The sequence below is a fragment of the Aquirufa sp. genome (assembly GCF_964796385.1).
The window spans coordinates 51,930-74,513 of sequence record NZ_CBAUBA010000003.1 but is presented as its reverse complement, the minus strand read 5'-3'; the positions used below and the strand labels follow the sequence as shown (position 1 = coordinate 74,513).

21 protein-coding genes and 1 tRNA gene are annotated in these 22,584 nt (G+C 41.4%); 17 read left to right on the top strand and 5 right to left on the bottom strand.

Translation table 11 applies throughout. The features are described 5' to 3' along the window. The gene (locus AC1W6K_RS01965; RefSeq protein ID WP_481946243.1) at positions 1-756 is read left to right on the top strand and encodes a shikimate dehydrogenase family protein; all 756 of its coding nucleotides are present in this window, start codon (positions 1-3) and stop codon (positions 754-756) included. On the opposite strand, the gene AC1W6K_RS01960 is transcribed toward AC1W6K_RS01965, so the two are convergent. After that, the gene (locus AC1W6K_RS01960) at positions 753-1,256 is read right to left on the bottom strand and encodes a phosphoribosyltransferase family protein (protein WP_481720414.1); all 504 of its coding nucleotides are present in this window, start codon (positions 1,254-1,256) and stop codon (positions 753-755) included. The genes AC1W6K_RS01965 and AC1W6K_RS01960 overlap by 4 nt on opposite strands. 99 nt (positions 1,257-1,355) lie before the next feature. Here AC1W6K_RS01960 and AC1W6K_RS01955 point away from each other — a divergent pair, with 99 nt between their 5' ends. Next, the gene (locus AC1W6K_RS01955; RefSeq protein ID WP_481720416.1) at positions 1,356-1,901 is read left to right on the top strand and encodes a YcxB family protein; all 546 of its coding nucleotides are present in this window, start codon (positions 1,356-1,358) and stop codon (positions 1,899-1,901) included. A gap of 2 nt (positions 1,902-1,903) precedes the next feature. Further along, complete coding sequence (gene ruvX / locus AC1W6K_RS01950) at positions 1,904-2,317, top strand: Holliday junction resolvase RuvX (protein WP_481720418.1); 414 nt, start codon at positions 1,904-1,906, stop codon at positions 2,315-2,317. A 7-nt stretch (positions 2,318-2,324) separates the two neighbouring features. Here the strand turns inward: ruvX and AC1W6K_RS01945 are convergent, their stop codons facing one another. Beyond that, the gene (locus AC1W6K_RS01945; protein ID WP_481720420.1) at positions 2,325-3,152 is read right to left on the bottom strand and encodes a phytanoyl-CoA dioxygenase family protein; all 828 of its coding nucleotides are present in this window, start codon (positions 3,150-3,152) and stop codon (positions 2,325-2,327) included. A 289-nt stretch (positions 3,153-3,441) separates the two neighbouring features. Here AC1W6K_RS01945 and AC1W6K_RS01940 point away from each other — a divergent pair, with 289 nt between their 5' ends. The 8 genes from AC1W6K_RS01940 to AC1W6K_RS01905 all read left to right on the top strand — a co-directional run bounded on the left by AC1W6K_RS01940 (position 3,442) and on the right by AC1W6K_RS01905 (position 9,774). After that, positions 3,442-4,179, top strand: coding sequence for a transporter (locus AC1W6K_RS01940; protein WP_481946242.1), 738 nt, complete (start codon positions 3,442-3,444; stop codon positions 4,177-4,179). A 51-nt stretch (positions 4,180-4,230) separates the two neighbouring features. Beyond that, positions 4,231-5,637 (top strand): BatD family protein, encoded by a 1,407-nt coding sequence (locus AC1W6K_RS01935; RefSeq protein ID WP_481946241.1) that lies wholly within the window; start codon positions 4,231-4,233, stop codon positions 5,635-5,637. A gap of 6 nt (positions 5,638-5,643) precedes the next feature. Then, positions 5,644-6,729 carry a chorismate synthase gene (gene aroC / locus AC1W6K_RS01930; protein WP_481720426.1) on the top strand — a complete coding sequence of 362 codons (1,086 nt, stop codon included), beginning with the start codon at positions 5,644-5,646 and terminating at the stop codon, positions 6,727-6,729. A gap of 3 nt (positions 6,730-6,732) precedes the next feature. Then, positions 6,733-7,170, top strand: coding sequence for a nucleoside deaminase (locus tag AC1W6K_RS01925; protein ID WP_481946240.1), 438 nt, complete (start codon positions 6,733-6,735; stop codon positions 7,168-7,170). Positions 7,171-7,231: 61 nt separating this feature from the next. Beyond that, positions 7,232-7,843 (top strand): superoxide dismutase, encoded by a 612-nt coding sequence (locus tag AC1W6K_RS01920; RefSeq protein WP_481946239.1) that lies wholly within the window; start codon positions 7,232-7,234, stop codon positions 7,841-7,843. 91 nt (positions 7,844-7,934) lie between these two features. Next, positions 7,935-8,008 (top strand) — tRNA-His (locus AC1W6K_RS01915). A gap of 201 nt (positions 8,009-8,209) precedes the next feature. Further along, a complete protein-coding gene (locus AC1W6K_RS01910; protein WP_481946238.1) occupies positions 8,210-8,848 on the top strand; it encodes a carotenoid biosynthesis protein in 639 nt (212 codons plus the stop codon). Positions 8,849-8,892: 44 nt separating this feature from the next. Next, complete coding sequence (locus AC1W6K_RS01905) at positions 8,893-9,774, top strand: MerR family transcriptional regulator (protein WP_481946237.1); 882 nt, start codon at positions 8,893-8,895, stop codon at positions 9,772-9,774. On the opposite strand, the gene AC1W6K_RS01900 is transcribed toward AC1W6K_RS01905, so the two are convergent. Both AC1W6K_RS01900 and AC1W6K_RS01895 read right to left on the bottom strand, forming a co-directional pair. Further along, the gene (locus tag AC1W6K_RS01900; RefSeq protein ID WP_481946236.1) at positions 9,771-10,835 is read right to left on the bottom strand and encodes a mannose-1-phosphate guanylyltransferase; all 1,065 of its coding nucleotides are present in this window, start codon (positions 10,833-10,835) and stop codon (positions 9,771-9,773) included. The genes AC1W6K_RS01905 and AC1W6K_RS01900 overlap by 4 nt on opposite strands. A 3-nt stretch (positions 10,836-10,838) precedes the next feature. Then, on the bottom strand, positions 10,839-11,879 hold the full coding sequence (locus AC1W6K_RS01895; protein ID WP_481722425.1) for a DUF3089 domain-containing protein: 1,041 nt from the start codon (positions 11,877-11,879) through the stop codon (positions 10,839-10,841). A 224-nt stretch (positions 11,880-12,103) separates the two neighbouring features. Here AC1W6K_RS01895 and AC1W6K_RS01890 point away from each other — a divergent pair, with 224 nt between their 5' ends. Both AC1W6K_RS01890 and uvrA read left to right on the top strand, forming a co-directional pair. After that, entirely contained in the window at positions 12,104-14,980 is a 2,877-nt protein-coding gene (locus AC1W6K_RS01890) for a TonB-dependent receptor (RefSeq protein WP_481946235.1), read from the top strand. Between the two features lie 84 nt (positions 14,981-15,064). After that, on the top strand, positions 15,065-17,884 hold the full coding sequence (uvrA, locus tag AC1W6K_RS01885; protein ID WP_481946234.1) for an excinuclease ABC subunit UvrA: 2,820 nt from the start codon (positions 15,065-15,067) through the stop codon (positions 17,882-17,884). A 58-nt stretch (positions 17,885-17,942) separates the two neighbouring features. Here uvrA and AC1W6K_RS01880 read toward each other — a convergent pair whose 3' ends face one another. Continuing rightward, positions 17,943-18,563 carry a transposase gene (locus AC1W6K_RS01880; RefSeq protein ID WP_481720899.1) on the bottom strand — a complete coding sequence of 207 codons (621 nt, stop codon included), beginning with the start codon at positions 18,561-18,563 and terminating at the stop codon, positions 17,943-17,945. A 175-nt stretch (positions 18,564-18,738) separates the two neighbouring features. On the opposite strand from AC1W6K_RS01880, the gene AC1W6K_RS01875 reads away from it, so the two are divergent. The 4 genes from AC1W6K_RS01875 to AC1W6K_RS01860 are packed head-to-tail and all read left to right on the top strand — an operon-like array spanning position 18,739 to position 22,584. After that, positions 18,739-19,971 (top strand): 4Fe-4S dicluster domain-containing protein, encoded by a 1,233-nt coding sequence (locus AC1W6K_RS01875; protein ID WP_481946233.1) that lies wholly within the window; start codon positions 18,739-18,741, stop codon positions 19,969-19,971. Then, a complete protein-coding gene (locus tag AC1W6K_RS01870; RefSeq protein WP_481946232.1) occupies positions 19,968-20,939 on the top strand; it encodes an alpha/beta hydrolase in 972 nt (323 codons plus the stop codon). The genes AC1W6K_RS01875 and AC1W6K_RS01870 overlap by 4 nt, the downstream gene beginning before the upstream one ends. Further along, positions 20,936-21,811 (top strand): sterol desaturase family protein, encoded by an 876-nt coding sequence (locus AC1W6K_RS01865; protein WP_481720893.1) that lies wholly within the window; start codon positions 20,936-20,938, stop codon positions 21,809-21,811. Before AC1W6K_RS01870 ends, AC1W6K_RS01865 begins: the two co-directional genes overlap by 4 nt. Then, positions 21,811-22,584 carry a (Fe-S)-binding protein gene (locus AC1W6K_RS01860; RefSeq protein ID WP_481946231.1) on the top strand — a complete coding sequence of 258 codons (774 nt, stop codon included), beginning with the start codon at positions 21,811-21,813 and terminating at the stop codon, positions 22,582-22,584. The genes AC1W6K_RS01865 and AC1W6K_RS01860 overlap by 1 nt, the downstream gene beginning before the upstream one ends.

Here is a 22,584-nt window from a genome sequence, read left to right as displayed (position 1 = left end):
ATGGCTATAACATCGCTTTTTGGTTTGATAGGTTATCCGCTTGGGCATTCGTTTTCCAAGAAATATTTCACGGATAAATTTGATGTATTGGGACTTTCGGATTCGCATGCGTACACACAGTTCGAACTTCCATCAATTCAAGATTTTCCAACTATTTTACGGGATAATTTGAACCTCAAGGGACTTAATGTGACGATCCCTTACAAGCAACAAATCATTCCCTTTTTAGACGAAATTGATGAAGCGGCCGCACGTATCGGCGCTGTTAATACCATTAAATTTATGCCAAATGGTCGAATCAAAGGATTCAATTCCGATTATTTTGGTTTCCAACAAACGCTCTTAGATTGGTCGGCCTTGGCTGAGTTTAAGTCTAAGTCGGCCTGCGTACTAGGTCAAGGTGGAGCTGCGAAAGCGGTGATTGCGGCTATTGAGGATTTGGGAATATCTGTGGTCAAAGTTTCACGTACGTCAGTGGATGATTCAGTTGGGTATGATTCACTTGCAGATTTGTTGCCTGAAATTGGTTTAATTGTTAATACCACTCCGTTAGGAATGCATCCCCATGTAGAAACTTTTCCTCCAATTCCGTTTGAACGATTAACGAGCCAACACTACCTATATGACATTGTTTACAACCCGCTAGAAACTAGTTTTTTGCGCAAAGGGAGAGCGCAGGGTGCGGGCGGTACGCATGCAGGGTTGGCCATGTTACATGGTCAAGCAGAAAAAGCTTGGGAGATTTGGAATGATTAACGTAAATACACACCGCACTTTGCCGGATCCGAAATAACTACTTCTACATGTTCGGAGAGCGTAGTGGATAATGCATAACCAATGTAGTCCGCAGCAATTGGAAATTTTCGATAATTACGATCGATTAGTACGGCAACTTGTAGCTTTTTTACGGGGATACTCAGAAATGGGGCTAAGCTGTAAGAAAACGTCCTTCCGGTATTTAAAACGTCATCCACAATAATAACAACTTTATTCTCGAGTGCTGACAAGTCGGTGTCAAACCGAACGGGACTTTCGTACGGGACTTCTTTATTTAAGGTGATGGAGACTGCTTTCGCTTGAATACTGGATATTTCATGCAGATGTTTGCAGATTATTTCGGCTAATGCGAAACCTTGACCTACGATTCCTGCGATTATGATTTCCTTTTCTTCGAAATTATTTTCGAAAATCTGAAAAGAGATTCGTCTGATTTTTTGCAGTAAGGCTGGACCGTCTAGTACTTGTTTTGCCGACATATTCTTTTACGTAAAAACTAAATTAGCGAATTAAAATTACCCAAAATTATCCAATTTTTGTACCTTTGGCCTTTATTTAGCGTTTAAAATAATTTACTTATGGCTAAAATGTATGGTGGGCAGCAACGCGCTCAGATGCAAGCACCCTCCAATCCACTGGCAATCAAGACCAAAAAATACGGATTGGAAAAAAATAAATACGTAGGCCTTTGCATGCGTCAATTGTTTTCGAATCAATGGAAATGGGCTTTTATTCCTTTAGTGCTCGTTGGGGTAAATGTATTCCTCAACCTTTCTGGAACCTATAAAAATTATTGGATTTACATATTTTTAGCCATTGGTGTGGTTGGTTATATTCTGTTTTGGTTAATTCAATTCACAGGAATTACCCAACTTGCGCAATACAAACAATTGTTTGACAAGTATCGCTACGAAATTGACAGTCGGCAAATTTTCATGAAAATTTCTGAAAAAGAAGGCGGAATGTTAAAGTGGGATATGATATTATCAGCTTACAAAGACAAGCAAGCCTATATTTTAGAAATGGGTAAGTATCAGTTCTTGTACCTGCCATTTTCGATTTTTTCTGATAATGACCGTAAGTTGATGGATAAAATTATGCGCGACAAGGGTTTTTACGCCTAGGTATGGGACGAATAATGGCGATTGATTTTGGTTTGAAACGGACTGGCTTAGCCGTTACGGATTCGCTTCAAATCATCGCAAATGGGCTTGAGACTGTTCCTACCCATACGCTATTGGATTATTTGGCCGCTTATTTCAAGCAAGAACTTGTAGACAAAGTGGTTATTGGGATGCCCAAAAATCTCGACAATACAGACACTGATTCTACTCACGGCGTACGCGTGTTGATTAAACATTTCAAAAAGAAATTTCCTGAAATGGCCATCATAGAACATGATGAGCGATTTACCTCTCAGCTTGCCATGCAAGCGATGATTGCGGGGGGCATGTCGAAAAAAGACCGTCGCGTCAAAGGCACCGTTGACCGTATTTCTGCGACCATAATTTTACAATCATTTATGGAATCGCAGGCTTAAAAGATCATCATTTTGTAATGACTTTCGCAAAACGGTGGTAAAAGGGAGTTCGACTATTTTCACTTTTAGGTTTGTATTTCCCTGTTATGATGGGGACGTACATAACACGCCGACGGGATTTTTCGCCAAAATTAGGGGATACCTCAACCCGGTGCCAAAGGCGTCCATCGTGAACGGTTAAATCACCTCGTTCAATTTCAAATGCAATTTCGCGTGTATCTGGACGGTGATCAATAAATTGTTTTTTCCCAAAAAGTAATTTTAATACGCCTTGGTTTTGCGTGCCGGGTAAGACGCGAAGACCACCATTCGAAGATGGGCAGTTATCTAGGTGGATGCCAACGTTTAGCATTGGTAAAATTCGCTGGCCCAAAAATAAATCACGTGGAGAATCGGTATGCCATCCCATCTGTGTGAATTTGGAGTTTGGATGGTTAATGTAATGATTAAAAACTAGCCCATCTTTTTCCTCTTCGCCAATTCTGCCTTCATAAGGAGCGAGTAGTTCAATTAATAAGCTAAAACGAGGATCTTTTAAAAATTCAGCTAAAATGGAGCTATACTTGTTGGTAAAGCACATCCGTTGAATCATTTTATTGCCTGCTGAATCCTCGCCGAATTTGAGGGGAATTCCATTTACTTTTTCAACTTCTTCTGCGAGCCACCGCTGTTCTATTTTTGAAAATTCAGTAATGAACAATTCAGCCGTTTCAGGGGATATGAATTTCTTGAACTGGATAACACCATTTTTTTTGAAATAATCCTTTTGTTCTTGGGTTAAATGGTTCCCTAAAGTAAATGTTTTGGATTCAAATCTGGCTGTTGATATTTTCATAAGCTTGCAGCGAATGAATGCTGATTTTGTTTCACGATTCAGTGTAATTAGTGGAAATTTTGAGGACGCAATTTACTTATATGTTTGTTAGTTTTTCCGAAATAGGTTCATTTTTTCTGCAGAAAATCAGTTTACTGGTTTTAGGGATACACCTACTCGTTTTCAGTTTTGTTTCTTCAATTGATGAAACAGCCATGTGAGATGGAAATAGGTTTTATTCGATGCTTGGATTTTATTTTGGAAGCAAAAAATAATTTTTAGTCTGGCCTAAAAATTGTAGATTGCAGACATGCGATGGATTTGCTTAGTATTTTTATGTATATCATTTGCTTTATCGGCTCAGCAAGAGGGTCGTATTGAAACAGATAGGCCGGACCAAACGGAATGCCCATTTATTGTCCGAAAGGGTTATTTTCAAGCGGAAATGGGTTTTAATCGAAATGTTTCAAAGGATGAACTCGAATATCTTATGCCTACGTCTCTTTGGAAATTTGGCTTGGTAACGTGGGCAGAGTTGCGATTAAACTCGGTACTTCAAAAGCAGGGAGATATTTCCCGCTTCAAAATGGAATCAGTAGGAGCAAAATTTCACCTAGTTGAAGGAAAAAAATGGGTCCCGCGTACTGCTGTGATTGTTCAATATGATATAAATAGTCAAAATCGGGATGCTAGTGAGCGAAATGAAGTTTCTCATTCGTTGGGGAACGTTGTATTTACCATGCAAAATTCACTTGGCGGGCCTTTTGGTGTTGGTTATAATATAGGTACAGAATTTCACTCAGATGGGGGAATGGAAGGTATCATTCGTGTTGCGCCGAATGTTAACTTAGGTCAAAATGGCTATGCGTATATTGAGTTTTTTGGGCGGCTACCAAAATCAAACTTGACTGACACGTGGGTTGATGGTGGACTTGCCTATTACGTAACGGATGACTTAAAATTAGATGTTTCATTGGGGAAAAGTTTGAATGTAGGCCAACTATGGTATGCGGCTGTCGGGATTTCCTTTCGTGTTAAACTTTTTTAATTTTAAATCTGAATCGATTCTTCTCCTTGACAATTTGTGTAAATTGCGCGGATGCGTCAGATTATCATATTATTTCTGGGTTTATTGTTCTTCCTTGGTGTTCCAAAGCCAATCGTTGCACAGACACGTGAGGGATTAACGGTACAAATCGGGAGTAAATCAATTACAACCAATGAAAATTTAGTGATTTATTTTTCGATTCCGGTTTCAGACCAATCACCTGTTTATCAATTTCCAGAGATTCCTAATTTTAAAAAATTAGGTGTTAGTCGGAGTAAGGCATCCCTTTTTCAAAATGGGCAAGTGGTACAAACACAAACTTTTTCACAATATTATCAACCAGCGGGATCTGGAAATTTTGCAATACCTGCGCAGGAGGTTCAGGTAAATGGCCAGCAAATTTCTTGGGAGTCGTTTGTTGTTCAAGTAGCTGAGGGAGCTACAGAGGAGATTGCCAATGATCTTGTGGTTCCCGAAGAATCTTTGACCAATACGAATGAGGCCTTCTTTTTGGTCAGCAGTAATTTACGTAACCCGTTTGTTGGCCAAGGATTTACCGTAAAAATGTCTTTTTACGTTCCTGAAAATAACGCGATCGAGTTAGTTTTTGACCGTAATGACTTACAAATCCCAGAACTTATTCAGCAAATGCGGCCGCGGAATTGTTGGGAAGAAAATTTTGGATTACAATCTGAACGTATTTTAAAGGTAAAATTTCGGGGGAAGAGATATACCGAATATCGCTTTTTTCAAGCCACTTATTTTGCGTTAGATAATCAGGTGATTCGAATACCATCTTTGAATTTTCGAGTCAAAGAAGTTGGTGCTGGCAGGGGCTTGGAACGGAATATAAAGATTATCTATTTTAAGTCTACCTCACTTACCATTACCCCCAAATTACTACCAAGACACCCATTGGCCGGGAAAGTGCCAGTAGGAAGTTTCAAATTAGAGGAATCAATCAGCCAAAAAGCAGTTAGGACTGGCCAAACGTTAATTTATCGTGCGCGCATTATTGGTGATGGAAATAGCATTCTATGGGATTCAAAGGAAGTAGATTCTGATTATTTTGTTGAGTTTTCTCCTGTTTCCACAGAACGTTCTGTTGTTCCTTTTCGCGATCAAATGATTGGTCAAAAAACCGATATTTTTAAGATTATTCCTGAGCAACCGGGCCAAATTTCAATGGGAAAATATTTTAAATGGATCTATTTTAATACGGATAAAGAGCGATTTGACACCTTGCGGTCCTCACTTGTCTTAGTTGTAAAAGGTCCGCCAATTGATAGATTCTTACATACGGAAGAGGAGTCAGGAGGCATTTACAATCAGATTGAAAAGAAAGATTCTTTGACGGTTCTTTGGAATAGATGGATCAATTGGAGACAATTGGTTAATTTTGTGATTCTTTTGCTGATGATAACATTGCTATTTCTATTTGGGAAAGCAAAAAAATAAGGAAATATGGGGAGTATATACGGGAAAATTTTTCAGATTAGTACGTTTGGTGAATCTCACGGAGCGGCTGTTGGTGTGATTATTCAAGGATGTCCAGCCGGGGTAGATTTTGATTTGAATTTTATTCAATCCGAATTAGACCGTAGAAAACCTGGACAGTCGCGCATTACTACGCAGCGAAAAGAGGCAGACACGGTTGAGGTGCTCTCTGGTATTTTTGAAGGGAAAACGACGGGGACACCGGTTGCCATGCTTGTTTGGAATGGTGACCAGCGGTCCAAAGATTACTCGCATATTGCTGATCAATTTCGTCCCTCTCATGCGGATTACACCTATTTTGCTAAATATGGTTTACGTGATTACCGCGGAGGAGGACGTTCTTCGGCTCGTGAAACGGTTGCCCGTGTGGCGGCTGGAGCGCTGGCAAAATTAGTATTGAATCAATTGGGTGTTCGAATCACGGCTTATGTTTCTCAGGTAGGAACGCTCAAGTTAGAGACGCATGCAGAACAATTAGATCTAAGTTTGGCAGAAACGAATGCCGTTCGTTGTCCGGATACTCAATTGGCTGAAAAAATGTTCACTTACATTGATCAAATCCGCAAGGAAGGGGATTCTGTAGGAGGTGTTGTGTCAGCTTATATCACCGGTTGCCCAATTGGATTAGGAGAGCCCGTATTCGATAAATTACATGCGGAATTGGGCAAGGCGATGTTGAGTATAAATGCGGTCAAGGGATTTGAATATGGAAGTGGATTTGATGGGGTTGCTTTGCGCGGCTCCCAACATAATGATATCATTGAAAAGCAGGCTGATGGGACCTTGCGGACAGTAACTAATCATTCAGGAGGAATCCAAGGAGGAATTTCAAATGGCGAACCCATTTATTTTCGCGTTGGATTTAAGCCTGTGGCAACCATCATGCAAAATCAGGATAGTGTGAACGAGAAGGGGGAGAAAATAACTGTTTCAGGTAAAGGAAGGCACGATCCGTGTGTTGTACCACGTGCAGTGCCCATTGTAGAAGCGATGGCTGCGATTGTTCTTTTAGATTTTTATTTGCGTAACCGAGTTATTCAAATGCCGGCTTAAATTATGCTGAACGAAGACGCATATTATATGGGCTTAGCGCTCCGACAGGCTGAAATAGCCTTGGAAGAGGACGAAATACCCGTAGGCGCACTAGTAGTTTGTCAAGGAAAAATTGTGGCGAAGGCCTACAATCAAACGGAAATATTAACGGATGTGACTGCACATGCAGAAATGTTGGCAATCACATCAGCCGCTCAAACGATCGGAGGAAAATATTTAAAAGATTGTACCTTGTATGTGACCTTGGAGCCTTGCCTTATGTGTGCTGGAGCTCTTTATTGGTCGCAACTTGGTCGTTTGGTTTTTGGCGCCTCAGAGGAGAAGTGTGGATTTCAGGCCATTGGAAGTAAGGTTTTGCATCCAAAGACGGAGGTTATTGGCGGAATAATGGCATTAGAATCGGAATTATTATTAAAAGAATTTTTTTCGCGAAAGCGCTAAGCTTTCGAACAAATTAGGAATTAGAATCGTTTAAAAATTATTAACACTAAAATATATCGATATGGCTTTTGAACTAGCACCCTTACCTTATGCAAACAATGCATTGGAACCTCATTTTGACGCATTGACTATGGAGATTCACCATGATCGTCATCACAATGCGTATGTCACGAATTTAAATGCGGCGGTTAAAGACACTCCCTTAGAAGGAAAGACCCTTGAAGAATTATTTGCTTCAATTTCCACATTAGCACCTGCAGTTCGTAACAATGGTGGTGGACATTTTAACCATGATTTATTCTGGAATATCTTATCGCCAAACGGTGGAGGTGCTCCAGTAGGTACTTTAGCAGCAGCGATTGATGCGAAATTCGGTTCTTTTGATGCCTTCAAAGAAGAGTTTAAGAAAGCGGGTTTAACACGTTTTGGTTCGGGATGGGCATGGTTAGTAGCTCAGAAAGACGGTTCAGTAGCCGTTTCTAGCACACCTAATCAAGACAATCCATTGATGGATGTCGCAGACGTAAAAGGTTTCCCCGTAATCGGATTAGATGTTTGGGAGCATGCATACTATTTGAAATTCCAAAATAAACGTCCAGATTATATTGATGCATTCTGGAGCGTAGTGGATTGGACTAAAGCGGAGGCGCGTTACATCGCAGCTCAGAAATAATTGTTTCAGCGGGAGCATGAAAATTCTCCCGCTTTTTTTGTTTTAAGGTTTGCAATGTTGGAAGCTTTCCGTATTTTTGCAGTCCTAAATGGCGGTTGTAGCTCAGTTGGTTAGAGTAGGCGTTTGTGGTGCGCTTGGTCGTGGGTTCGAGTCCCATCATCCGCCCGTTTATTTTAAAAGTCCTGGTTAAGAAGCCGGGACTTTTTTTTATTTTTGATCTTGGACAAACCCAAAAGGCGTGTGATTGCCTACATAGATGGATCTAATCTCTACTTTGGGCTAAAGGATGCCGGATTAAAGTTTTGTAGGTGGCTGGATGGAGTTGAACTAAATAAGCCTATTGGCTGGTAAATTATATACTTAAATATGAATCCAGTTATATTAAAACGTTTTTTGATTGTTGTGTACGCATCGGGTTTGGTGGGAATGCATGTGCCAGCTGTTTCGCCCATGTTTACGTCCTTGGTTCCGCTAACTCTTTGGTTTACGGGATTTATTTGTGTTTGGCATTTCCCAAAGCCAAGCGCCCAGGCTTATATTTTATTGGCAGCTATCGGAATTGCAGCATGGATGCTTGAGGTTGCGGGCGTTCGTTCAGGTAAAATTTTTGGGGAGTATGCGTATGGGCCAACTCTCGGATTTAAAGTATTAGAAGTTCCCATTACCATTGGAATCAATTGGGTGCTTTTGGTGATTGTGACGAGTGCGGTCGTTGAGGAATGGAATTTGGGCGGAAAGGTTGGTCGCGCAGCATTAGGTGCGGGTTTAATGACAGCGCTTGATTTATTAATTGAACCTGTTGCCATGAACTTTGATTTTTGGCAATGGAGAAATAATTATGTCCCCATTCAAAATTTTGGAGCCTGGTGGATGGCTAGTTTTTTCTTTCATTGGGTCTATATTTCAGCTGATTTACCGGCAAAATCTAGTTTGTTTCGATTAATAGCGGCACTTCAATTTTTGTTTTTTTTAGGCCATTGGATATTTATGCAATTTAATTTGTAACAATTTGCCTGTTAGCTTGTTGCATTAATTAAAATCTATAAACTATGAATGTTTTTTCAATAAAAGATGTAGAGAATATAAGTGGTATAAAGGCTCATACGTTGCGGATTTGGGAGCAACGGTATGGTATTTTAAAGCCAGAGCGTACAGATACGAATATTCGTCATTATGGTGATGACGAACTTAAACTTGTACTTAATATTGCTCTGCTTCAGGAAAAAGGTGGATTTAAAATTTCTGAGATCGCCAAGATGAGCGATGCAGAAATGGTGTCACATATTCTGCATCTTTCAGAAACATCATTCAATCACGTGGATCACATGCAAGCACTAACGCTTGCCATGATGGATTTAGATGAGGCCCGTTTTCAAACCTTGACGCGTAACATTGTCAATGCCCATGGATTTGAATATTACATGCTTGAGGTGATTTACCCATTTATGCGCCGCTTAGGTACATTGTGGCTTTCGGGTTCCGTGGGTCCGGCGCAAGAGCATTTTATCAGTCATTTGATTCGGCAGAAATTGATTTCGGCGATAGACCAACAAGATTTAAGTTTAAAGCCAAATGCCAAACGCGTTTTGTTGTATTTGCCAGAAGGTGAGTTGCACGAAATTGGGTTACTTTTTGCTAATTATGTCTTTCGCGCTCGAAAACATGCGGTCGTTTATTTGGGGCAATCCTTGCCTTATGACGAATTGCTGCTCGCTTATTCGATTCACAAACCTGATTATATTTTTAGCGTATTTACAACTGAGCCCAGCATTGATGTAATGGATGATTACATTGCCCAAATGGCCAAAGATATGCCTGAAACGCAAATCATGTTAACAGGCTTCGCGGTGCTTCAGCCAGATCGTAATTTACCAGCTGAAATTCGGACTATTCCTGACTTTCAAACGTTGATTGATATCGCAACCGCTTAAGAAAAACGTTTATCAATGTTTGTAGCTGCTTCTACAAATTTCTTTACTTCCTGTTCTTGATCTTTTGGACAAATCATGAGTGCGTCTTCGTGTTCAGCTACAATGAAATTGTTCAGGCCTTGGATGACCACCAACTTATCTGAGGGTGTTCGTATGATGCAATTTTGGGAATCATATGTTAATACATTTCCGGTTATTACGTTTTGATTGTCATCTTTTTCGTGAATTTCATACATGGATTTCCAGGTACCTAGGTCGGACCAACCAATATCTGCAAGGATTACTTTGACATCTTGCGCTTTCTCCATAATGCCGTTATCTACCGAGATACTTTTACAAACGGCATATACTTTACGGATAAAATCATTTTCCTCCGTAGTATAATAGACAGATTCTCCTTCGTCAAATTGTTCAGCTAACCTAGCTAGGTTTTTCTCTAATTCGCGTTTGAACGTAGGGATGGTGAAGACAAAAATACCTGCGTTCCATACATAGTCACCACTTTCTAAAAACGCTTGCGCTAACTCAAGATGAGGTTTTTCGGTGAACGTTTTGACATTTTTAGCTTCTTTATCCCCCGTTTGAAATTGAATATAACCATAGCCTGTATCCGGCCGGGTTGGTAAAATTCCGAGTGTAACCAGTGAATTGCCCTGTGCGGTTTCAATGGCATGGGAGATTTTTGTCCGAAACGTTTCTTCCTTTAAAATAACGTGATCTGCAGGAGCTACAACAAGTGTTGCATTCGGGTGTTTTTTGCCAATTTTATAGGCTGCATATGCAATGCAAGGCGCGGTATTCCGACGTTGCGGCTCTTTTAAAATCTGATCTGATTTTAAGTATGGCAATTGCGTTTGTACCAAAACAGCAAACTCTTCAGAAGTCACAACATAGATATTTTCCTCTGGAATAATACCTGCGTAACGTTCAGCAGTTTGCTGGAGCATTGTTTTACCCACCCCAAGTACGTCATGAAATTGCTTGGGATTTGAGCTGCGGCTAATGGGCCAAAATCGAGTTCCGATTCCCCCTGCCATGATAATTAGAAAATGCTCTTGCATAGATTATTTGCCTAAAAATTCGGTTACGCGTTCTTTGGCATTCGTTCGAATGGGTGCGTAAAATAGATTAAGATCTGCTTGGTGCCAATTTTTAATTTTGACAAAGCTTCGGCCAAAAACATACGGTGTGTTTGTCCATAAAATTCCTTGGTGATTTTGGGCATCAGCAAAATGACGTACCCATTTAAATCCGTAGGAAACCCCTCCTGGATTAAGTTCTTTGGGGGCAAAATTTTCATCCAAAGTCCACGTAAGTGGGTTGGTTGAAACAAGATCTGTGGGCTCTCCCGGATGCCAAGGAGGTAAATATCCTTGTAAAAATGTTGTCCATGCGATGAAACAGCCTGTTTGACGCGGAGTCTGGCATGGTGGGATGGAGGTAAATGTATTTTTGGGTGTAGCAATACCAATAATGTACGCAGCAACTAATTGTTTTTGTAATGCTTTGCCATCAAAGTATTCTTTCATTAGTCGGGTGGCATGTACCGTCCCTTGACTGTGCGCGGCAATAATGATAGGTCTTCCTGAATTATAATGTGCGAGGTAATAGTCGAAGGACTTTTTAATATCCTCATAGGCTAGATCCAATGCCGCAGCTTTGTCCTCTTTGTACTCGGTTACAAAGGCAAAATAGTGCGCTTGGCGGTATCTAGGTGCATAAACTTTTCCAGCAGCATTGAAAATACTCGCTTGATTTAGGATTGCGGTGCTGTCAACTAATCGATTGAGGTATTCGTCGGACACAGATGCATTCCATTGGTATTCATTTTTTGGTATATAGGTTAAAATCGTGGGGTGAATGTAAAAGACATCCGCTTGTGCGTTGTTCTGCTCATCTTTCAAGGGTGATTTGGTAGGCAGTTTATCCGCCGCATCTAGTCGGGTAGGCAGCGATGCCCAATTTTCCTCGATTGAATAATCAACTTCTTTAGGTTTAGGACTTTCATTCCAGCGAATACTTAGTCGGGCTGGAACGGGTCTTTTACACGCTATACTAAGACTCGTTAACGTCAGAAAGGCTAAAATTAATTTTAAGTTGCGCATGCGTGGTTACTAATTGGGCCAAAGTTAGGAAGATTTTGGTCCTTTCTAAATGAAAATTATGTATTAGGCAACAGGAATTTAGGCTAATTAGTTCATCGAATAAAAATATTTTCTGAAAAACTAGTAGTTTTTTAAGGTCAAACATTGGGCATTTTACCGAAAATTTCTAGATTTGCTTTACTATTAAAACTGTTCACTCTATTGTGTAAACAAAATTAGACATTATGAAAAAACTTTTTACTTCAACGATGCCCTTATTTATGGTGCTTTTTCTTTTCGCTTTCGTAGCTGTTGCACAGACGAAGGTAGGTGGAAAGGTAACTGATCAAGGGTCAAAAGAGCCATTAATCGGGGTAAGTATCTCGGTAAAAGGCAAGGTGATTGGAACGATTTCTGACGCCAGTGGAAATTTCTCTTTGACAACTTCAACACCAGCTCCGTTTACTATTTTAGTTTCGATGGTTGGGTATGAGCGTCAAGAAATTGCTGTTACGGGTAATAAAACTGATTTGAAAATTAGCTTGAAAGAGCAAGCGTTGATGGGACAAGACGTTGTCGTTTCAGCTTCTCGTATTGAAGAGTCAGTGATGCAATCGCCAGTTTCAATCGAAAAAATGGATATTCGTGCCATTCGTGAAACACCTGCTGCCTCTTTTTATGATGCTTTACGTAATTTAAAGGGTGTTGAAGTGAGTACACAGTCGGTTTCATTTTCATCTATCAACATGCGTGGATTTAACGGAAACGGTAACGTTCGTGTAGTTCAAATGATTGATGGCATGGATAACCAAGCACCAGGTTTGAATTTCTCGGTAGGTAATATCGTAGGTATTTCTGAATTGGATTTAGAAGGTGTTGAGGTATTGCCAGGAGCTGCTTCTGCTTTATATGGTCCAAATGCTATTAACGGTATCATTTTGATGAATTCTAAATCGCCATTTTTATATCAAGGTTTAAGTGCTCAGGTCAAAGCGGGTGCGATGACTGCATCGAATCGTTCGCAAGCGACTACTCCTTATGGCGACATCTCATTCCGTTATGCGAAGGCAATCAACAACAAATGGGCTTACAAGGTTAACTTTAATATGTTGAGTGCTGAAGATTGGCAATCAACAGATTTTAGGGATCAGAGTTTATTAAATGGTCGTGGTTTAGGCGATGGAAATCACCGGACTAATGTGGGTTATAATGGGGTAAGTATATTTGGTGATGAGACTAATGTGAATATGTTGTCTTCATTATCACCTTTATTAGGTGTGCCAAACCATCCATTGACTGCAGGAATTAATGGAATTTCACGTGCTACGGGCGGGGCATTATCACCTGCTGCTATTCTAAGCTATATTGCACCAAATGTTCAAGTTTCACGTCAGGGATATGAGGAAGCTGATTTAGCTTCGTACACAAATCGTAACATTAAATTTAATGCAGCTTTGCATTATCGTTTTAATGATAAAGTTGAGTTGATTATGCAAGGATCTTATGGTCAAGGAACTACTTTGTATACAGGAGCGGATCGTTATTCAATCAAGAATTTCTCGATGGGTCAATATAAAGCGGAATTGAAAGGATCTAATTTCTTCGTTCGTGCATATACAACGCAAGAGAATTCAGGTGATGCATATGCGACAGGAACTTTGGGGGCTTTAGTAAATGAAGCGGCTAAGCCTTCGACAGATTGGTACCCAGAATACTTCGGTGCTTTTGCTGGTGCAGCTTTACAGAACTTTGGAACTGTATTGCAGACTACACTTGCAGCGACAAGAAATCCTACTACGGCTATTGGAACAGCGATTGCAAGTACCCAAGCTTTATTTCCTACATATCATGCGAATGCACGCGCGATTGCTGATGCGAATCGGTTGATTCCTGGTACTCCTGCATTTAATACGGCTGTAGCAGCGATAAAAGAAAAGGCTTTGCCTCAAGGAGCTAAGTTTACGGATAAATCAGCGCTATATCACTTGGAGGGTATGTACAATTTGACTGAGAAACTTGGCAACAAGTTTGAAATGATTGTAGGTGCAAACTTCCGTCGCTATGCGTTAAATTCAGAAGGTTCTTTATTTGCATTGCAAGATAACGGAGATGAGTTTACAATCTCAGAGTATGGTGCTTACGCACAATTTGCGAAGAAATTTGCAGCTGACAAGTTAAAGTTATCTGCTTCATTACGTTATGATAAGAATGAAAATTTTGATGGTCAGTTTAGCCCTCGTTTCTCGGGTGTATTTACAGAAGGTCGTTCGAATTTCCGTGCTTCGTACCAAACAGGTTTCCGTATCCCAACGACACAAGATCAGTACATCAACTTACTGACTCCGTCTGCTCGTTTATTAGGAGGTTTGGCAGTTATTCAAGATCGTTACAAATTATCGGGTAATTCATTTACGTTGCCATCGGTACTACAAGGAAAGCCTGTTGCTTACACGGCAAAGCCTTGGAAGCCTGAGCAAGTGCGTACAATGGAGGTTGGATATAAAGGATTGTTAGGAAATCGTTTATTAGCTGATGTGTATGCGTATCGTTCAAGTTTCACCAACTTCTCAGCGGGACAAGTAGTTGTTCAATTGCCTTCTCAGCATCAAGATAAAACTGTTCTTGGAAACAAGATTTTCTCTTTCCCATCAAATGTTGAAAGTGAAGTTATTACGCAAGGTTGGGGTGTTAGCTTAGATTACCAATTGGGTAATAACTGGATGGCTGGAACGAACGTTTCATATAATGAGTTGAAGGATACAGGTGGACTACCTAATTTCCAATTAGCGTTTAATACACCTAACTACCGTACAAACGTTTCATTATCTAACCGGAATATCGGTGGTTCAGGCTGGGGTGTAAGTGCTGTATGGAGATATCAAGAGAAGTTTGTTTGGCAGTCATCGATTGTTAATCAGGTCTTAAACCAACAGCAATTAAGTTTAATTCCAGCATTCCATACATTAGATATGCAGGTTAGCAAGAGATTGTCTAGTATGAAATCTATCTTAAAAGTGGGTGGAACTAATTTGGGAGGTAAGCTTTATCAAACAGGATGGGCTAACCCATTGGTGGGTACCATGTACTATGTTAGCTTGACTTTTGATGAATTATTGAATTAAGATTTATTTATATTTTCTTGAGGCTGCCCCGAAAAGGGCAGCCTCTTTTTTTGTACTTTTGTGGATTGAATTTTAGGAGAAGGCATGGATTTAACGGGTTTTTCACATATTGAGGTATTGGGTGCGCGTGAGCACAATTTGAAGAATATTGATGTATCTATTCCGCGTAACCAGCTAGTGGTTGTGACGGGAATCTCAGGTTCCGGAAAATCTTCGTTGGCATTTGATACCATTTACGCAGAGGGACAGCGCCGGTATATGGAAAGTTTTTCGGCCTATGCCCGGTCCTTTTTGGGAAACATGGAGCGTCCTGATGTGGACAAGATTGAGGGGCTTTCACCTGTAATTTCAATTGAACAAAAAACTACGTCTAAAAATCCACGGTCGACTGTAGGTACGACAACGGAGATTTACGACTTTTTGCGCTTGTTGTTTGCGCGTGGTTCGGAGGCATTTTCGTATTTGAGTGGCCAAAAAATGGTCAAACAATCTGTTGACCAAATCATTGCCACCCTGACTTCGCAGTTTGACGGATCTAAGATTGTTTTATTAGCGCCAGTAATAAAGGGACGTAAGGGCCATTACCGCGAGCTTTTTGTGCAGATTGCGAAGTGGGGATATACCAAAGTGCGGGTGGATGGAGAGATTCTCGACATTGAGCCTAAGATGCAATTGGATCGATTTAAAGTACATGATATTGAGGTGGTGATCGATCGCTTGGTCGTTACAGACGATGAGCGGGTGCGTTTATCGCAAAGTTTACAGACGGCGATGCTGGTGGGGAAAGGTCAGGTTTATGTACTAGACGGGGCTTTACATGTGCATTATTTTTCACAGACATTAATGGATCCTGAAACGGGTTTGTCATATGATGAGCCTGCCCCCAATACATTTTCGTTCAATAGCCCGTATGGTGCTTGTCCATGCTGCAATGGCTTGGGGGTAATTGAGGAAATTACAGAGGATTCGGTGATTCCTGATCGCAAATTGAGTATTGTTCGTGGGGCTATTGCGCCGATAGGCGAGTATCGCGAGTTATGGATTTTTAAGCAATTAGAAGTATTGTTAAAGCCTTTTCAAGTGGGTTTATCTACACCCATTGAAAAATTCCCTTTAGAGGCGGTGGAAATGATGTTGTATGGGACGGATGAGCCAGTTCCGGTTCCTTCGAAAAAATATGTGGGGACGGAGTGGAGTACCAAATATGATGGAATTATCAATTTCTTAAAGCGTCAGCAGGAGAGTGGATCGGAAAAGACGCAGGATTGGTTAAAGGATTTTTTAGTTATAAAAACGTGTCCAGATTGTGGAGGCTATCGCTTGAAAAAGGAGGCTTTGCATTTTAAGATTGATGGAAAGCATATTGGGGAGTTGGCCCAAATGGATGTGCTTGAATTAGAGCAATGGTTGGAGGGGCTTGAGTTGCGCATTTCTGATCGTCAGCGGCAGATTGGTTCGGAGGTATTGAAGGAGATTCGTAAGCGCGTTGGGTTTTTGACGCAAATTGGGTTGACCTATTTGACGCTTGATCGACCTATGAAGACTTTGTCGGGAGGCGAGTCGCAGCGGATTCGTTTAGCCACTCAAATCGGTACTCAATTGGTCGGTGTTTTGTATATCATGGATGAGCCTTCAATCGGGTTGCATCAGCGGGACAATGAAAAGTTGATTCAGGCCTTGAAGGATTTACGTGATTTGGGAAATTCTGTTTTAGTGGTGGAGCATGATAAGGATATGATGCTGGAGTCAGACTATATTCTGGATATTGGTCCGGGTGCTGGCCGACATGGCGGTCATGTGGTGGGGTTCGGAAAACCGGCAGATTTCATCAAATTAGGTACGCCTACGGCCCAGTTTTTAAATGGAGAGTTATCCATTGAAGTTCCGAAGGCTCGTCGGCCTGGAAATGGCCATCACATTGAGCTGAATGGTGCGACGGGGAACAACTTGAAAAATGTTTCGATATCGTTGCCTTTGGGGAAATTTATTTCGGTGACGGGGGTTTCTGGTTCAGGTAAATCAACCTTGATTCATGACACGTTGGTGTTGAAATTAAAGCAGCATTTTGATCGGACAAAACGGGATGCGATGCCGTTTAAGTCGATGACGGGTCTGGAACATATTGATAAAATTATTGAAGTTGACCAGTCGCCCATCGGTCGTACGCCGCGGTCAAATCCGGCGACTTACACCAATATGTATACGGATATTCGGGCCTTGTATTGTGAATTACCGGAGTCGAAAATTCGGGGTTATAAGGCGGGTAGATTTAGTTTTAATGTAAAAGGTGGCCGATGCGAGAGTTGTGAGGGGGCGGGTCGCAAGAAGATTGAGATGGAGTTTTTGCCTGATGTGCTGGTGGAATGTGAGACGTGCAAGGGGAAGCGATTTAATCGGGAGACGTTGGAAGTTCGATTTAAGGGAAAATCCATATCGGATGTGTTGGACATGACGGTGGAGCAGGCGCTGGAATTTTTTGAAAATCAGCCGCGGATTCATCGGAGGGTACAGACTTTGTCTGAAGTTGGTTTGGGGTATATTACCTTGGGCCAACATGCCACTACGTTGTCAGGTGGGGAGGCGCAGCGTGTCAAACTAGCCGAGGAATTATCTAAGAAAGATACGGGCAAGACTTTGTATGTATTGGATGAGCCTACGACGGGTTTGCATTTTCAGGATGTTAAATTATTGTTAGATGTGTTACAGAAGTTGGTGGACAAAGGAAATACGGTATTGATCATCGAGCATAATTTAGATGTGGTTAAGGTATCAGATTATGTCATTGATATGGGTCCCGAGGGTGGAAATGCGGGTGGTCAATTAATAGGGTCGGGGACTCCCGAGCAAATTGCTAAGTTGAAGGGCAGTGAAACAGGCCGCTTTCTAAAAAAAGAATTACGGTAAACGCTGCCGGGGTCGTAGACCCCGGCAGCGTTACTCCGGAAACGTTTTTAAGACAGAATTAGTCTATCAATAACTTGGATATTTTTTGCTCCGATGTTGCCGTTTCGTGGAATTTTTCAAAAACTTCTAGATTCCCAAACCAAAATAATCCCTCATTTTTATCAATGATTCTTGATTTGAATTTGAAATATTCTCGATAGGAAGAGTAAGGATAAAATTCATAGTTTCCATGAATCTCGTGGGTAATAGGATTTAAATGTATGTATTTGATCAAATGAGTAAGGTATTGACTTGAGTCAACCGGTTTTCGCCTGAAGGGAGATTCAAATAAACCACCAGTTCTACTAGTTGCTATGTTAAACATTTGAGCATGTGAGTTTAGTAAATTGCCTATTTTTCTACTGATGAAAAGGCCTACTGGAACTTTTCGGATAGGGAGCATTTTTAGATCGATCAGTTTATCAATTTCTTGGTTTGATTTTATCCGAATTAAAAAGTGAAAATGGTTACCTAATAGACAAAATGCATATGTATCCACGTAAGGACTTACCATGCGTTCATATTTGCGTAGGAAAGATCTATAATGCTTGTCTGTTAGAAATATTGGCTTTCTGTCAATTCCACGAGTATAAACATGAAATACACATTTTTCAATTAGTGGATCTATAAAATTTTTCATCTTTTTTTTATCTCAAAATTGCAGCTTTAATAATTGCACCTATCGATTTAAATTGATAAAAATTATCACCTTCTTGATTTTTTTCTCTCGCAAATTTGCGCTAGTTTCGGAACGGATTTTGGTAACGCTGCCGGGGTCTACGACCCCGGCAGCGTTTACCGCCAAACTCATCAACATGAATCAAATTAGCTTCATCGCCTTACTTTTAATCATGGGCTATCTCATAGCTCGGCGTTTTGGACAAATAGCAAAAACCATTCATCTCGCAAAACCCGTGATTGTTACGAATGCAAGTGAGCGCTGGAAACGGGTCCTATTGCTTGCATTCGGGCAAAAAAAGATGTTTGAGAAGCCTTTTGTTGGCATTATGCACTTGATAATTTACCTCGGATTTGTCCTAATTAATATCGAAATTTTTGAAATTATCGTCGATGGACTACTCGGAACACATCGAATTTTCGCTCCATTTCTCGGAAATTTTTACCCCATTCTTATTAATTTTTTTGAAATCCTCGCTGGCGGGGTGGTGGTGGCTTGTGTCGTTTTTATAGCCCGTCGCTTAAGTCATCAAGTAAAGCGCCTACGCGCAGCAAGTCATCGCGAATTGAATGGATTTCCCATCAAAGATGCCATGCTTATTTTGATCATTGAACTAGTGCTCATGTCAGCGCTTTATGTCATGAACGCAGCAGATCCAGGGCAATCATTCATCATTTCAAAACACATGAAGCCTTGGTTGCCACAAGAAAATCTTCACCTCATTGAGCAAACAGCCTGGTGGATTCATATCATTGGTATCCTACTTTTTGCGCTCTACGTAACCTATTCAAAGCACCTACATATTTTCTTCGCTTTCCCGGCGGTGTATTATTCCAAAATTGACTCAATTAGCCAAATGGATGCCATGCCACATGTGACGAACGAGGTGAATATCATGTTGGGTAAACCCGGAGAAGCCAGTAACCCTGATTTGAAATTTGGGGCACAAGACATCAAAGATCTCACCTGGAAAAATGCACTCGATGCCTACAGTTGTACCGAATGTGGCCGCTGTACCGAACAATGCCCTGCAAATCAAACCGGGCGTTCACTGTCTCCACGTAAAATTATGATGGATACGCGTGACAGACTAGAAGAACTCCAAAAAGATCCACAATCCACAAACGTACTTCTTGGAAACTACATTACTGCTGAAGAATTGCGTGCCTGCACTACCTGCCAAGCCTGCGTGGAAGCCTGCCCGATCCAACTCTCCCCACTAGACATCATCCTCGAATTACGCCGCTTTCAAATTATGGAGCAATCTGATGCACCAGGGGCTTGGAATTCGATGTTTGCCAACATAGAAACGAATCAGGCCCCTTGGAAATTCAATCCAAGCGACCGACTAAATTGGGCTAAATCATGAAAAAATTACTACTAGTACTCGTTGGCCTAACCGCCTTATACTTCCTTGGACCACATCCAAAGGCCCCAGAAATCAAAGGGCCTAGTTGGACCGACATACCCAATGAACCACGTGAAATCGCCAACTACCTACACGCCAAAGAAGCCACAAATCGTAATTTGAAGCCGGATAATCAGGGACAAATTATTTGGGCAGACTCGGCAAATCCACAAAAAACGAAAAAGGTTTTCCTTTATGTTCACGGATTTTCGGCGTCGCCCATGGAAGGGAACCCCTTACATAAAGAAGTGGCGAAAGCTTTTGGGGCAAATCTAGTGCTTGCCCGCGTGGAAGATCATGGGGAATTCCCAACCGACTCCACAATGGCCAAAGCCACAGCTGATAAATTCTACCAAAGTGTCGAAAATTATTATGCCATTGCAAAAAAATTAGGTGATGAAGTAGTCGTTTTAGGAACGTCATTCGGAGGAGCGATGTCCCTAGTTTTGGCCACCCGTCATCCTGAAATTAAGGCACTCATACTCTACGGGCCATGTATTGCGATCAAAGATCCCACTGCACCGCTGGTTGACAATCCTTGGGGTTTACAACTTGCCCGTGCCGTGATGCGCAGCGACTTCCGTGATATTCCTTCTGTGAGTTCGGGCCATACGAGTTTTTGGAGTTTGCATTACCGCCTGGAAGGTATCGTTGCGATCCAAAATTTCTTGACGCATGAAATGACGGATGAGGTTTTTGCGCAAGTGAAAGTGCCGGTATATTTAGCCTACTATTACCAAGATGAGGCCCATCAAGATGATGTTGTTTCGGTACAAGCCATGCGTGACATGTTCCCTAAATTAGGGAGCAAAATCAAAAAAGAACACGCATTTCCGCTTTCTGGTTACCACGTAATTACCTCAGATATTCTGGGGAAGCGGGTTGATTTGCCCATAAAAGCATCCGTAGATTTCATCAAGCAACTATGACACCGCAATTAATTCTATACGCCGTACCGTTTTTTCTTATCACGGTTTTGTTTGAATCTTGGGTTGCCTATAAGCAGCATCGGGATTTTATTGAGGCCAAAGACTCTCTGACTTCCATCGGATTAGGACTCGGAAATTTGGCTGTTGGTACCATAACCAAAGGCCTCGCATTTGTCACTTATTTCTACGTGTATGAACATTGGCGCATAGCAGATTTTCAATTTAACTGGTGGCCTGTATGGGTTTTCGCCTTTTTAGGAGAGGATTTTACCTATTATTGGGTACACCGCATTTCACATGAAATTCGCTTTTACTGGGCTTCGCACATGGTACACCATTCGTCCCCTAAATACAATTTAGCGGCAGCACTGCGCCAAACATGGACAGGTAGTATAACCGGCGGATTTATATTTTGGGCCTGGCTTCCGCTGGTGGGTGTGCATCCGTTTATCGTGTTCTTTTTCCAACAAACCAGCCTGCTATACCAATATTGGATTCATACGGAGTTTATTCAAAAAATGCCAAATTGGTTTGAACAATTCTTCAATACCCCCTCGCATCACCGCGTGCATCATGGAACGGATTTAGACTATTTAGATACGAATTATGCCGGTGTTTTGATTATTTGGGATCGTATTTTTGGATCATTTAAAGCTGAGGAAGCACGTCCAAATTATGGTTTGACCAAACAGATTGAAAGCTATAATCCGGCGAAGATTGCCTTCTATGAGTGGGTGCAAATCGGCAAGGACCTCGTGCATGCCAAAAGCATCAAGCAAGTATTTGGGTATCTTTTTGGCCCCCCTGGATGGAGCGATGATGGAAGCCGATTAACCGTGGAGCAAATGCGTGCATTACAAAAGAAAAAATAATGGAACTTCAAATAACGACAATGGCTGAATGGGCCGCTCGGGGCGAAAGTCCAGAATACCTTTTTTGGGTAGGTTGTGCAGGTTCTTTTGATGACCGCCACAAAAAAGTAACACGGGCCATGTGTGAAATTTTGACCAAAGCCGAACTAAGTTTTGCGGTACTTGGGACTGAAGAATCATGCACCGGTGACCCCGCGCGCAGAGCCGGAAACGAATTTCTGTTTCAAATGCAGGCCATGCAAAATATTGAGGTACTCAATATGTATGCCGTAAAAAAGATCGTGACTTCATGCCCCCATTGTTTCAATACACTGAAAAATGAATACCCTAGTTTAGGCGGTACGTACGATGTAATTCACCATAGCCAATTATTAGCTGAGCTTTTGGCATCTGGAAAAATTCAAGTCAATGAACATGCGGAGACGATTGCCTACCATGATTCATGTTACCTCAGTCGCGGAAATGGAATTGTCGAAGCCCCTCGCCAAATTATTGCCAGCCTGAACAAGGACTTAAAGGAACTTAAAAGCTGTCGGACCAAAGGCCTCTGCTGCGGTGCCGGCGGTGCCCAAGTTTTCAAAGAACCAGAGCCAGGCGGACAAGATGTTCAGGTAAAACGGACAGAAGAAATTATCGAATCTGGGGTAAAAAAAGTAGCTTTGGCATGCCCTTTTTGTATGGTCATGTTGCAAGACGGACTAAATAAGACCGGCAAAGACCACGAAATCCAGTTGGTGGATTTAGCTGAACTCGTCCAACAAAGCATTCAATAA

Coding starts and splice junctions, on each gene's coding strand:
- AC1W6K_RS01875 (WP_481946233.1), top strand. CDS start 18,739: ATGAATCAAATTAGCTTCATCGCCTTACTTTTAATCATGGGCTATCTC.
- AC1W6K_RS01920 (WP_481946239.1), top strand. CDS start 7,232: ATGGCTTTTGAACTAGCACCCTTACCTTATGCAAACAATGCATTGGAA.
- AC1W6K_RS01880 (WP_481720899.1), bottom strand. CDS start 18,563: ATGAAAAATTTTATAGATCCACTAATTGAAAAATGTGTATTTCATGTT.
- AC1W6K_RS01905 (WP_481946237.1), top strand. CDS start 8,893: ATGAATGTTTTTTCAATAAAAGATGTAGAGAATATAAGTGGTATAAAG.
- AC1W6K_RS01960 (WP_481720414.1), bottom strand. CDS start 1,256: ATGTCGGCAAAACAAGTACTAGACGGTCCAGCCTTACTGCAAAAAATC.
- AC1W6K_RS01895 (WP_481722425.1), bottom strand. CDS start 11,879: ATGCGCAACTTAAAATTAATTTTAGCCTTTCTGACGTTAACGAGTCTT.
- AC1W6K_RS01945 (WP_481720420.1), bottom strand. CDS start 3,152: ATGAAAATATCAACAGCCAGATTTGAATCCAAAACATTTACTTTAGGG.
- AC1W6K_RS01925 (WP_481946240.1), top strand. CDS start 6,733: ATGCTGAACGAAGACGCATATTATATGGGCTTAGCGCTCCGACAGGCT.
- AC1W6K_RS01940 (WP_481946242.1), top strand. CDS start 3,442: ATGCGATGGATTTGCTTAGTATTTTTATGTATATCATTTGCTTTATCG.
- aroC (WP_481720426.1), top strand. CDS start 5,644: ATGGGGAGTATATACGGGAAAATTTTTCAGATTAGTACGTTTGGTGAA.
- AC1W6K_RS01910 (WP_481946238.1), top strand. CDS start 8,210: ATGAATCCAGTTATATTAAAACGTTTTTTGATTGTTGTGTACGCATCG.
- uvrA (WP_481946234.1), top strand. CDS start 15,065: ATGGATTTAACGGGTTTTTCACATATTGAGGTATTGGGTGCGCGTGAG.
- AC1W6K_RS01955 (WP_481720416.1), top strand. CDS start 1,356: ATGGCTAAAATGTATGGTGGGCAGCAACGCGCTCAGATGCAAGCACCC.
- AC1W6K_RS01890 (WP_481946235.1), top strand. CDS start 12,104: ATGAAAAAACTTTTTACTTCAACGATGCCCTTATTTATGGTGCTTTTT.
- AC1W6K_RS01860 (WP_481946231.1), top strand. CDS start 21,811: ATGGAACTTCAAATAACGACAATGGCTGAATGGGCCGCTCGGGGCGAA.
- AC1W6K_RS01965 (WP_481946243.1), top strand. CDS start 1: ATGGCTATAACATCGCTTTTTGGTTTGATAGGTTATCCGCTTGGGCAT.
- AC1W6K_RS01935 (WP_481946241.1), top strand. CDS start 4,231: ATGCGTCAGATTATCATATTATTTCTGGGTTTATTGTTCTTCCTTGGT.
- AC1W6K_RS01865 (WP_481720893.1), top strand. CDS start 20,936: ATGACACCGCAATTAATTCTATACGCCGTACCGTTTTTTCTTATCACG.
- ruvX (WP_481720418.1), top strand. CDS start 1,904: ATGGGACGAATAATGGCGATTGATTTTGGTTTGAAACGGACTGGCTTA.
- AC1W6K_RS01870 (WP_481946232.1), top strand. CDS start 19,968: ATGAAAAAATTACTACTAGTACTCGTTGGCCTAACCGCCTTATACTTC.
- AC1W6K_RS01900 (WP_481946236.1), bottom strand. CDS start 10,835: ATGCAAGAGCATTTTCTAATTATCATGGCAGGGGGAATCGGAACTCGA.